This is a genomic window from Wenzhouxiangella sp. 15190 (genome assembly GCF_003417465.1).
GTDB lineage: Bacteria > Pseudomonadota > Gammaproteobacteria > Xanthomonadales > Wenzhouxiangellaceae > Wenzhouxiangella.
Window position 1 is genome coordinate 59,250 of record NZ_QVMV01000028.1, and the last position, 11,250, is coordinate 70,499.

The window sequence follows — 11,250 nt, forward strand, 5'->3', positions numbered from 1 at the left end:
TCCATGACCTCCCCGGAAACGAACCGTGTCAACGACTTCGTAATCAAGATCGCGACCGTCAACGGTACCGGATCGGCCAGCGCCAATACGCTGTTGATGAAGGCCCTGTTCAGGATGGGCATTCCGGTCACCGGAAAGAACCTGTTCCCTTCCAACATCCAGGGCCTGCCGACGTGGTACGAAATTCGCGCCAGCCGCGACGGCTACAACGCCCGGACCGGCCGGGTGGACGTGATGGTGGCGATGAATGCCCAGACCTATGCGCAGGACCTGGCCGAAGTCAGTCCCGGCGGCTACCTGATCTACGATGCCACCTGGCCCAGGGATGCCCAGCTCGAACGCGACGACATCGAGATCATCGGCATACCGCTGGCCGAGATGGTCAACGAGCGATTCGACAAGCCGCGGGTACGCATCCTGATGAAGAACATCGCCTATGTCGGGGCGCTCTGCGGATTGATGGATATCGACCTGGGCATCGTCCGGGGCCTGGTCGAGGACACCTTCAGTGCCAAGCCCGGCTTGATCGACTCCAACATGGAAGCCATCGAACTGGGCTTCGATCATGCCCGCAAGCACTTCGACTGCCCCTTGCCGGTGCGTGCCGAGCGCATGGACGCCAGCAGGGGCCATGTGCTCATCGACGGCAACCAGGCGGCCGCGCTGGGCTGCGTCTACGCCGGCGCCACCGTCGGTGCCTGGTACCCGATCACCCCGTCGACTTCACTGATGGACGCCTTCGAGCGATTCTGCGGCAAGTTTCGCCGCGATCCCGAAACGGGCGAGAACCGCTACTGCATCGTGCAGGCCGAAGACGAACTGGCCGCTGCCGGCATGGTCATCGGCGCGAACTGGGCCGGGGCACGCGCCTTCACCCCGACGTCGGGGCCCGGCATCTCCCTGATGGGCGAGTTCCTGGGATTTGCCTACTACACCGAGATTCCGGCGGTGTTCTTCGATATCCAGCGGGTCGGCCCGTCCACCGGCATGCCCACCCGCACCCAGCAGTGCGACCTGATCGCGGCCGCCTATGCCTCGCACGGCGATACCCGCCACCCGCTGCTGATCCCGTCCGACCCGGCCGAATGCTTCGAACTGTCCGTCACCGCCTTCGATCTGGCCGAGCGCCTGCAGACCCCGGTGTTCGTGCTTTCCGATCTCGATATCGGCATGAACGACTGGATGGTGCCCGAACTGACCTGGGACGACGGCTATCGGCCCGATCGGGGCAAGGTGCTCGACGCCGAGGCGCTCGAGAAGCTGGACGTCTTTCATCGCTTTGCCGATATCGACGGCGACGGCATCGCCTATCGCACGCTGCCCGGTTCCGATCCCAAGGGTGCCTATTTCGTGCGCGGCTCCGGCCACAACCGGTACGGCGGTTATACCGAAGACGCCGAGGAGTACCAGGACGTGGTCGATCGCCTGCTATGCAAGTGGCAGACGGCGCGCGAACTGGTGCCGGCCGCAAAGCTGACCGAGGCCGACCGTCCGACCGGCATCGGCATCGTCGCATTCGGCTCGTCACACGGTGCAGTCGGCGAGGCGCTCGACCGGCTCGCCGCGGACGGCATTCATGCCGACTATCTCAGGCTGCGCGCCTTTCCGTTCGGCGAGGAAGTGCAGCGCTTTCTCGACGACCACGAAACGGTATTCGTGGTCGAGCAGAACCGTGATGCCCAGATGCGCTCGCTGTTGCTGCTCGAGACGGAAGTCGAACGCCGCAAGCTGGTCTCCATACTCCACTACAACGGAATGCCCATTCCATCGGACGCCGTGACCGAACGCATTCGCGAACACGTACGCAGAGAGGCGGCGGCATGACCTGGATCACCAAACCCAAAGTCGACTGGGCCGGCCAGCAGCGCAATCCGCTCGGCCTGACCATCCGCGACTACGAAGGCGTCATGTCGACGCTGTGCGCCGGCTGCGGCCACGATTCGGTCACCGCCGCGCTGGTGCAGGCCTTCTGGGAGATGGCCATCCGGCCCGAGCAGGTCATCAAGCTTTCGGGTATCGGCTGTTCATCGAAAACGCCGGCCTATTTTCTCGGCGGCGCGCACGGATTCAACTCCGTGCACGGGCGCATGCCCTCGATCGCCACCGGAGCGCTGGCCGCCCACAGGGATCTCATCGCGGTCGGCATATCCGGCGACGGCGATTCGCTGTCGATCGGAATGGGGCAGTTCGCCCATGCCGTTCGTCGCAATATCAACGTTCTCTATCTCATCGAGAACAACGGCGTCTACGGCCTCACCAAGGGCCAGTTCTCGGCCTCGGCCGACTGCGGCAGCAAGAGCAAACGCGGGGTCGAGAGCCGGCAGCAGGCGATCGACCCGGTCGCCACGGCCATCACGCTCGGCGGCAGCTTCGCGGCCAGAAGCTTCTCCGGCGACAAGAAGCAGCTGGTCCCCCTGATCAAGGCCGGCCTGTCCCATCCCGGCTGCGCCGTCATCGACGTGATTAGCCCCTGCGTGACCTTCAACGATCACGAGGGCTCCACCAAGAGCTATGCCTTCACGCGCGCCCACCACGAAGCCGTGACCGAAGCCGACCTGGTGGAACCGGCCGAGGCCATCGAGACCGAGTACGACTGGGGCGATGCCGTCAACGTCACCGTGCATGACGGTTCGACCATCCGGTTCAAGAAGCTCGAGCCCGACTATGACTGGAGCAGTCGCGCCGGTGCACTGCAGTACCTCGAACACCACCGCGAGCGAGGGGAGGTGGTCACCGGCCTCCTGTATCGCGACGCCGACCAGCCCGACTTCCACACCATCGCCAAGACTGCGAAACAACCCCTGCGCGACATGGAATACGAGCAGCTATGCCCGGGTTCCGACGCGCTCACATCACTGCAGGATCGCCTGCGCTGAAGCATCGCAGCCGCGGCCGGTGGGCATGCGAACCGGGCGCAAGCGGCAGCGGCACTACTGGTTGTCCGGTCGCCTGACCGGAAGTTCCGGGTGGTTTTTCAACAGCCAGGGTATGTCTTCCAAATCCATGGGCGGGCTGAAGTAGTAACCTTGCGCTTCCGGGCAACCCGCGTTCTTCAGGAATTCCAGTTGATCCGTGCGCTCGATTCCCTCGGCCACGACGCCCATGCCGAGGCGCTGCGCCAGGTCGATGACCGAACTGACGATGCTGGCGTCGGACTCGTCTCGGGGCAGGCCGCTGATGAAGGACTTGTCCAGTTTGACGAAGTCCACCGGGAATTGCTTGAGGTAGGCCAGAGATGAATAGCCCGTCCCGAAATCGTCCACCGCGATCATGATGCCCATATCCCGCAGACTCTGCAGCAGTTGCACGGTCCAGTCCGGATCCATGACCAGCACGCTCTCGGTGATCTCCACCCGGATCTCTCGCCCCTCCACGCGGTGGCGTTGCATGGATGTCCGTATCGCTTCCAACAACCCCGGATCCTGGAACTGGATGGATGAGAAATTGACAGCGACCCAGCCGAAGGGAACACCATCGGTACGCCACTCGGCAATCTGCCGGCAGGTCTCCTCGAAAACCCAGGCGCCCAGCTCGATGATCATGCCGTTATCCTCGGCTACCCCAATGAAGTTGTTCGGGGGCACCAGGCCGAGTTCGGGATTGTTCCAGCGCACCAGGGCCTCCAGTCCGATGACCCGGCTGTTCGACAGCCACACGGAGGGCTGGAAATGGAGCAGGAACTCCCGGTTGTCGAGCCCGCTGCGGAGCTGGCGCTCGATGAGGAGTTGATACTCCAGCTGTTCGGTCATTTCCGGAGTGAACACTACAATCTCGCCGCGACCCCTGTGCTTGGCCTCGCGCATGGCCACGTCGGCCTTGCGGAGAAGTTCGTCCAGGTTGGTGCCGTGCTCCGGCGACAGGGTGATACCGGCACAGACGGTGGGATGAATGGGGAGCTGCTCGATCCGAATGGGGGCGGTCAGACGCGCCATTCGCTCATGGATGATCTCGACAGCCTGATCGGTATCGGAAACATCTCCAACTACCATCACGAAGTCGTCGCCGATCAACCGGGCCACGTAATCGTCGCCTTCACAGACTTTTCTCAGACGCCGAGCCAGCTCCTCGATCAACTGGTCACCCACCACATGGCCGAAGGCATTGTTCACGGTCTTTAGGCGGTCAAGATTCATGAGGGCAAGGGCCCGGTTCGAACTCGTTCCGGATTCGTCGGAAACCTTCCCACTCTGAAACCAGTCTCTCAGGGCCTCCCGATTGGGCAAACCGGTAAGGGGATCGTGGTAGGAGAGGTAATCGACCTTGCGCTCGTAGTCGCGCAGCTGGGATATGTCTTCGAAATTCACCACCAGGTAGGGATCGCCCCCGTGAGGATCCTGTACTTCACTGACGGCGGCCCGCGACACGAACACGCGGCCCGCCATGGACTGCTGTAGCAGCTCACCGCGCCAATGGCCCTTGGCCTGGATCCCCTGGCGGATGTGATCTTCCTGCTGCTCGACTTCCAGGAACGGGGGCCGGCTGCCAATGGCGTCATCCCGTTCGCAGCCGATTAGACGCGTGTAGGCTTGATTGACGTCCAGGATCACGAAATCCGCGTCGCAAATCATCATTGCCTCGTCGGCGCCACGGAAAGCGGCGGCCACGAGTTCGAGCTGGCGCTCGCTTTCCAGGCGGTCGCTGATGTCGCGTGCCACGACAAAGGCCTGCGCTTCTCCTCCCGGACTCTGGAAGCGCGCGCTGGTCATGTCCACCGGAATCGAAGTGCCGTCGGCGCGCCTGAATCGTATCGTTGCTCGAGCACGGCCGGTTCGCTCGCGCTCGGAGAGGGATGCTTCCAGAGCCGGGTCGGAACTGTCCACGACACCATCACGTCCCCGCTCGATGATCTCGGCTTCCGACAGCTCGAGTGCGGTTTCGGCAGCCGGATTGGCCGCCTCGATGGCACCATCGGGCCGCGTCAGGAACACCATGTCCGGACTATTCTCGAAAAGCGCCCGGAAACGTGCCTCGCTGGCCGCGATCCGCTGATGGGCTGTCTCTGCCCTGGAAATATAGAATCGCAACAGCAGGAACAGGGTGATGCTCGCAAAAAGCGTCAGGAGCAGGCTTTCCACCAGGTGCTTGCCAAACTCGGCGGGCAGGATCTCTTGGCTCACTACCACCTCGTAGAAGTCCAGGATCAGGGACAGGCACAGTAATACGACGCCGAACAGCGCGGCGACGCGAAAAGGATGAACCTGTATCTCGCTCCGGGCAGTCGAAGCGGTAACGGGCTGGTCCTCGATGAGCTTGGTAACCACGAAGATGAGGAACGCCGAGACTGCGACAAAGGCGGAGCCCTTGAGCATCTGTGCCCACATCCCCTCGCGGGTCAACTGGTCCATGTTGAACAGGTAGAGGTCCGAGCCGACGATCCAGGCCAGACCCAGCACGAGATACGCCAGGGCGACCAGCACGGGCAGCCAATGCCGCCGGATGGGCAGGTATTGCACCAATAGGTACACCGCCAGCGCCGAGAGCCCGACGAACAGGCTACCCTTGGTCACTTCTTCCACGAACGCGCTCTGGGCCAGGGCGCCGGTAAACAGCAGGAAGGCATCCGATCCCAGGATCCACAGGAGCCCTACCACCAGGTAGACGAACGCGATTCGGAGGCCGGATCGGGATGAACCTGCGAGCCGTCCCGACAGCTTCCGTCGCCCCCTTCGTATTCGCGATTCACCATGAGGCATTTTCAACTGTCCTGACGGAAGCCGTGGAACTTTCCAACGCTGGCTGCCCGATTGCGCGCATGGCCTTCCAATCGCGCCGACACTCGAGATGGCACCACTGTACCAGAGCATGTAATTGAATGAATCTTCCAGTCGCTGGTTCCTTGAACGCCAAAAAGGCAGTCAGTAAGCTGGTTCTAAAACTCGCCGACAGGCGGAGGACGGGATATGGAATTCATGCCGCATGGCCAATGCTACCTTTGGACATCTTGGCTCGTCCTCCCGGGCTTGCACGGCCTAGAAGCACTCGAGTAGTTACGCGCCAATCCCGCCACGCAGTACCTTCCGGTGGTCATCCTGACCTCATCCGCTGAGCAGGAAGACATGTTTGGAAGCTACGAGCGAGGCGCCAACAGTTTCATCCGCAAGCCGGTGGATTTCGAGAAATTCAGCGAGGCCGTACGCCAATTGCAACTCTACTGGCTTGTTCTCAACGAATCGCCGTTCAAGTAGTTCCAAAAGGTCCAGAGCGAGGCAGCGGCATCACCGAAGGAGCGGCTGCGCTGACACGGGTCGTTCTACCGTGCCCGCCTCAAGCCTTCATTCAAAGTCCCGGGGACGGATCATATCGGGCTTGAGAAAGTCCTTTTCGCCGGTATTGGCATGGTCACCGAGCACGTGTCCATCGGTTTCCCGCGTCTGCCCATAGCGTGAGTGCTGATGGAAGGTCGGGCCGTACAGTTCGCGAGTCTCGGCGACGTCACCCGTGTAGCGGGGATCCTGCGGCCGCTCCTGACTGTTCAGGTAATAGGCGACATTCCAGGCTTCCTGATCGCTCAGCGAGTTGGGTTGCCCCAGTGGCATGTTCGACTTGATAAAACCCGCTGCAGTGAACAGTCGAACGATACCCGCACCCCAATTATTGGACAGATCGCCCCAGGGCGCGGGGAAGACGGTGCGCCCATCCAGCTGCAGTCCATTGCCATCTTCACCGTGGCAGACTGCGCAATTTGCCTCGAAAGTCTCCTTGCCCCGCTCGTAACTGACTTCCTCGGGACGTTCCGGGGCAGGGTAGCCACGGCCGTAGATGGGGTGGGCCGGATACATGGGCACACCGGTCGCCATCCAGCGGTGATAGGCGACCAGGGCGAGCATGTCGTCACTGCCGTAGGCGGGCGGCTTGCCGTTCATCGAGTAGGTGAAGCAACCGGCAATGCGTTCCTCCAGGTTGTTGACATGATCGTTCTTGCCGCGGAAATCCGGCAGAACGACGGCAGCCGGCCAGGTCGGCCCGCTGAAGGGCAGACGGCCATCGCCCAGATGACAGCTCGAGCAGTTCATGGCGTTGAATACATTCTCGCCGCGTAGTTGCTGGGTGTTGGTGAACAGATCATGCCCCCGTCGAATCACCCGCTTGAGTTCTGGATGCAGGTCGGTATCGGCCAATTCATCGATAGTGGGCGGGATGTGCACCAGTTCATTGTCTTCGGGTGCCGGAAAACCCAACTCGGTCAGTGTGGCGACATATTGCTCGGTGTCTTGCTCGGCAAGCGCACCGGTGGAACCGGCAGCCGCTGAAACCGGGGCGGACTCTTCCTGGCTGGTTCCGGGATCCTGCCTCGACAGCCATGCGGCAACCGCACGAATATCCTCTTCGCGCATCCTGCGCGCCATGGTTCCCATCAGGTCCTGGGGATCATTGTCCCGCGTACCGTCCTGCCAGGCCCGCAACTGGCTTTCGATATAGCCGGCATGCTGTCCGGCGATACCGGGAAAGGTCGTACCGGCTCCCCGGTTTTCCGGCCCGTGACAACTGTTGCAGGAGACGAGGTAAACCGACCAGTCACCACGCAATGCGATCATCTCGCCGCGTTCCAGCAGCGCTTCATCCGCATCCCCACCACCCTGGCCGGGCGTCGGCGTCATCTGGCTGTAGAAGGCAGCCAGATCCGCAATCTGTTGATCATCCAATCCGCTCACGAAAGGCGCCATCGACGCATTGCTTCTTGCACCGGATTTGAAATCATGCAGCTGCCTGGCAATGTAGCCGGCATCCAGTCCGGCCAGGCGCGGCCAGGATTCTCCGCCTTCGATATGCTTGCCGCTGCCATCGGCCTGATGGCACGCGGCGCACGCCGCAGCGGCCTGCTCACCACGCGCGGGGTCACCGGCCGGTTGGCCAGGCCCCGGGCCAGCAAGCGCAATCAGCCCCGCAAAGAGTACGAAAGGAACCGGTTTCAACATCTCTGATCGTCCTGCCGCCGGCAAAGGGCATGTTCATGTTTGCATTCTGGACCCGGGGTTCGGCATTCCGGCTTGATGCAGGTCAAGGGAAAGGCAGATAGCGCGTTCCGACCGTTTGCCCGAGGCGTCGTCGCGGCGCATGATGGTCGGGACATCCCCGGGGCAGGAGCGTATGTCGCCGACTCTGGACACCGAAATCGCAGCGCATATATGGGCCACCCGATACCAGGCCGCGGGCGAAGACGATGTGGGCGCAACGCTCGATCGGGTGGCTCGCGCGGCAGCATCGGTCGAGCCATCCGATCGGCCGGGCTGGGCGCGCCGCTTTCGCCAGCTCATGGAGGACTTGCGATTCATGCCGGCCGGCCGAATCCTCGCCGGCGCCGGCGTCGACCGTCGCGTCACCCTGTTCAACTGCTTCGTGATGGGCCAATTGGAGGACTCGCTGCAAGCCATCTTCCGCAGCCTGGGCGAGAGCGCCATGACGCTGCAGCACGGCGGCGGGATCGGCCTGGATTTCTCTTCCTTGCGACCAGCGGGTTGGGTCGCGAAGGATAGCGGCACGGTCGCATCCGGACCGGTGTCGTTCATTCGCGTGTGGGATGCGATGTCCGAAGCGATGCAGTCGGGCGGTAACCGCCGCGGCGCCATGATGGCGACACTGCGCTGTGACCACCCCGACATCGAGGCCTTCATCAAGGCCAAGAACCGGCCGGACGTGCTGTCGCACTGCAACCTGTCGGTCCAGGTCACCGACGCGTTCATTCATGCCGTACAGCATGATCTGCCCTGGTCCCTGCGTTTTCCCGCCGGCGGCGATGGGCGCGAACACGCCCGGGTGTCGGCGCGGGCGCTCTGGGCGAAGCTCGCCGCGACCGCCGCCGAAGCGAGCGAACCTGGCGTTCTGTTCGTCGACACCATCAACCGGGAGAACAACCTGGCCTATCGTGAATGGATCAGTGCGACCAACCCCTGCGGCGAGGTGCCGCTGCCGGCCTGGGGAGCGTGCAACCTGGGCTCGATCAACCTGACGCACTTCGTCAAGCGGGCGTTCACGGCGCAGGCGGCCCTCGACTTCGACGGCATCGGCGAAACGGCGGCACTGGCCGTTCGCCTGCTCGACAACGTGATCGACGTCTCCCGATTCCCGCTGGCGGCTCAGGCGCGGGAAGCCCGGTCTACCCGGCGAGTCGGGCTGGGCGTTACCGGCCTGGCCGATGCCCTGATCATGCTCGGCCTGCGCTACGACCAAACGCCGGCCCGGGACGCGGCAAGGGAAGTACTCGAATGCATGCGCGATCGAGCTTACCGCGCCTCGGTCGAACTGGCGAGCGAGAAGGGTGCCTTCCCTGCGCTCGACGTGGACGCCTATCTCGAACGCCCCTTCATTCGACGGCTTGACCGGGAACTGCAGCAAGACATCCGGCGTTTCGGCATACGAAACAGTCACTCGCTCTCCATCGCGCCGACCGGCACCATCAGCCTGCTTGCAGGTAACATCTCCAGCGGCATCGAACCTGTCTATGCGCCGACGTTTTCACGCACCGTTCGAACCGGAGAGCAAGACGCGCGGTTCGAACTGGAGGACGCTGCCTGCAGGCGCTGGCGTCTTTCGGGCCTCGAGGGTACGCCTGGCGCGCTGGTCGTCGCCGGTGACATCCGTCCCGAGGACCATCTGGCCATGCTCGCCGCGCTGCAGCCATTGGTCGACAACGGGATCTCCAAGACGATTCCGCTGGGCGACTCGGTCGAAGGGGAGGGCGTATCCGATCTATTCCTCAAAGCCCACGGCATGGGCCTCAAGGGCGTGACGGTGTATCGCACCGGCCATGTCCGCGGCAGCGTCGTGCAGCAATCGGACTGCGCTGCGTTAGGTGCTTGCGAATTATAGATCTCCAAGCGCCGGCGCTCGAAGACATGATAGCGCCGGGTGAATGGTCGGCATGATTGTGGCGACCGTCGCGAGCACGTAGAATGTGTACATATGCAAGTTGTATACACACGGAGTCATTATGAGAACCAACATCGTCATCGATGACCAGCTGATGGCCGAGGCCATGAAGGCAACCGGCTGCAAGACCAAGAAGGAAGCCGTCGAGGAGGCGCTCAGGCTGCTGGTGCGGCGGAGCGAGCAGCAGGAAATCCGGAAATTGCGCGGACGCGTCCGCTGGGAAGGCGACCTCGAGGAAATGCGGGGCAGCAAATGATACTGGTCGATACCAGCGTGTGGATCGACTACCTCAACGGCACGGAGGATCCGCACACCGACGCGCTCGATGCCGGCATCGTGGACGGTATCGTGGCCATGGGGGATCTGATCTTTCTGGCGATTCTCCAGGGGATTCGCAATGACCGGGAATACGAGCTTACTCGCCGTAGCCTGGAGACCCTGGACCACTACGAGTTGTTTGGTACGGCGATGGTCGAAAAGTGCGCGGAGAATTTCCGTGCGCTGCGCAAGCGGGGCGTCACCATCCGCAAGACCGCGGATGTGATCATCGCGACGTTCTGCATCGAGCATCGGATGCCGCTGCTGTTCACGGACCGGGATTTCGTGCCTTTTGTGGAGCATCTGGGGCTGCGCCAGGCCCAACTGGATGTGTAGCGGGGTGCTCTTTACTGGCTCTCTGCGCCCGTACAGTAGTTCGCATAATGTATATTATGTAAAGTTACGGCTAAGGAGCCCATCGAGCCGGACTGAAAGCACTCTACTTGGATGCTCTTTCTTATATGCTTATTTTCCAATAGTTACGGACCTTTTTTAATCCTTTTTATCGCTCTGTACAGTTCCCTGCGCCTTCGGTGGGCTCACGGACTGATTCAGGTCAACATGCCGCGGGGCCTTCCGTGTGACGCTTGGTGTGAATTCACCGCTACAAGGAAATCGTCATGAGCCAGGACAGGAATCTCGTGGTCGCTCTCGATGGATCCGCGCCGTCATTCGAAGCACTCGATGCAGCGCGCGATCTGGCCAAGGCCATGCGACGCGAGCTCTCGGCGTTGTATGTCTTCCCGCATCATCGTGGCGTATCGGCCACCCCGTCCGGCCTGGACGAGCAGACTTCGAAACAGAATCTGGAACGGATGAAGGAAAGCGAGTCGCAACAGATTTTCGGCGAGGCCGAGTCCCGTTTGGGCAAGTCCTTTGCCCACAGGTACGTACTGGCCGGCGACCCGGCCGAGGAAATCATCGCCTTCATGGAAGACAATCCGGGCACTCACCTGGTCATGGGTCGCCGTGGGCTGTCGAAGATCAAGTCACTTCTGATGGGCAGCGTCAGCAGCAAGGTGGCTTCGCATGCTCCGGGGCTGGTTACGGTCGTCTAGTCGATCT

The 11,250-nt window shown here is 62.2% G+C and carries 9 protein-coding genes and 1 pseudogene; 7 read left to right on the top strand and 3 right to left on the bottom strand.

What is annotated here, in order from left to right:
• The first annotated feature begins 3 nt into the window (after positions 1-3).
• Both DZK26_RS07375 and DZK26_RS07380 read left to right on the top strand, forming a co-directional pair.
• Entirely contained in the window at positions 4-1,824 is a 1,821-nt protein-coding gene (locus DZK26_RS07375; protein WP_116898775.1) for a 2-oxoacid:acceptor oxidoreductase subunit alpha, read from the top strand.
• Positions 1,821-2,876 (top strand): 2-oxoacid:ferredoxin oxidoreductase subunit beta, encoded by a 1,056-nt coding sequence (locus DZK26_RS07380; RefSeq protein ID WP_116898774.1) that lies wholly within the window; start codon positions 1,821-1,823, stop codon positions 2,874-2,876. Before DZK26_RS07375 ends, DZK26_RS07380 begins: the two co-directional genes overlap by 4 nt.
• A gap of 54 nt (positions 2,877-2,930) precedes the next feature.
• On the opposite strand, the gene DZK26_RS07385 is transcribed toward DZK26_RS07380, so the two are convergent.
• Entirely contained in the window at positions 2,931-5,591 is a 2,661-nt protein-coding gene (locus DZK26_RS07385; RefSeq protein ID WP_181918444.1) for a bifunctional diguanylate cyclase/phosphodiesterase, read from the bottom strand.
• Positions 5,592-6,020: 429 nt separating this feature from the next.
• On the opposite strand from DZK26_RS07385, the gene DZK26_RS14320 reads away from it, so the two are divergent.
• Positions 6,021-6,185 (top strand): hypothetical protein, encoded by a 165-nt coding sequence (locus tag DZK26_RS14320; RefSeq protein WP_181918443.1) that lies wholly within the window; start codon positions 6,021-6,023, stop codon positions 6,183-6,185.
• 87 nt (positions 6,186-6,272) lie between these two features.
• Here the strand turns inward: DZK26_RS14320 and DZK26_RS07395 are convergent, their stop codons facing one another.
• Together DZK26_RS07395 and DZK26_RS14570 are read right to left on the bottom strand one after the other, a co-directional pair.
• Positions 6,273-7,652: a c-type cytochrome gene (locus tag DZK26_RS07395; protein ID WP_258870888.1), complete on the bottom strand. Its 1,380-nt coding sequence runs from the start codon at positions 7,650-7,652 to the stop codon at positions 6,273-6,275.
• 15 nt (positions 7,653-7,667) lie between these two features.
• Positions 7,668-7,916 (bottom strand): annotated as a pseudogene (locus tag DZK26_RS14570) (c-type cytochrome); the annotation flags it as partial.
• 172 nt (positions 7,917-8,088) lie between these two features.
• Here DZK26_RS14570 and DZK26_RS07400 point away from each other — a divergent pair.
• The 4 genes from DZK26_RS07400 (at position 8,089) to DZK26_RS07415 (ending at position 11,243) form a co-directional block, all read left to right on the top strand.
• Positions 8,089-9,807: an adenosylcobalamin-dependent ribonucleoside-diphosphate reductase gene (locus tag DZK26_RS07400; RefSeq protein ID WP_116898772.1), complete on the top strand. Its 1,719-nt coding sequence runs from the start codon at positions 8,089-8,091 to the stop codon at positions 9,805-9,807.
• A gap of 121 nt (positions 9,808-9,928) precedes the next feature.
• Positions 9,929-10,123, top strand: a complete 195-nt coding sequence (locus DZK26_RS07405; protein ID WP_116898771.1) for a type II toxin-antitoxin system VapB family antitoxin — start codon at positions 9,929-9,931, stop codon at positions 10,121-10,123.
• On the top strand, positions 10,120-10,521 hold the full coding sequence (locus DZK26_RS07410) for a PIN domain nuclease (RefSeq protein WP_116898770.1): 402 nt from the start codon (positions 10,120-10,122) through the stop codon (positions 10,519-10,521). Before DZK26_RS07405 ends, DZK26_RS07410 begins: the two co-directional genes overlap by 4 nt.
• Positions 10,522-10,805: 284 nt before the next feature.
• The gene (locus DZK26_RS07415; RefSeq protein WP_116898769.1) at positions 10,806-11,243 is read left to right on the top strand and encodes a universal stress protein; all 438 of its coding nucleotides are present in this window, start codon (positions 10,806-10,808) and stop codon (positions 11,241-11,243) included.
• Positions 11,244-11,250 lie beyond the last annotated feature (7 nt).

Bases quoted from the DNA above. Each gene is read 5' to 3' on its own strand.
- DZK26_RS07375 (WP_116898775.1), top strand. From the start codon at position 4: ATGACCTCCCCGGAAACGAACCGTGTCAACGACTTCGTAATCAAGATC.
- DZK26_RS07380 (WP_116898774.1), top strand. From the start codon at position 1,821: ATGACCTGGATCACCAAACCCAAAGTCGACTGGGCCGGCCAGCAGCGC.
- DZK26_RS07400 (WP_116898772.1), top strand. From the start codon at position 8,089: ATGTCGCCGACTCTGGACACCGAAATCGCAGCGCATATATGGGCCACC.
- DZK26_RS07405 (WP_116898771.1), top strand. From the start codon at position 9,929: ATGAGAACCAACATCGTCATCGATGACCAGCTGATGGCCGAGGCCATG.
- DZK26_RS07410 (WP_116898770.1), top strand. From the start codon at position 10,120: ATGATACTGGTCGATACCAGCGTGTGGATCGACTACCTCAACGGCACG.
- DZK26_RS07415 (WP_116898769.1), top strand. From the start codon at position 10,806: ATGAGCCAGGACAGGAATCTCGTGGTCGCTCTCGATGGATCCGCGCCG.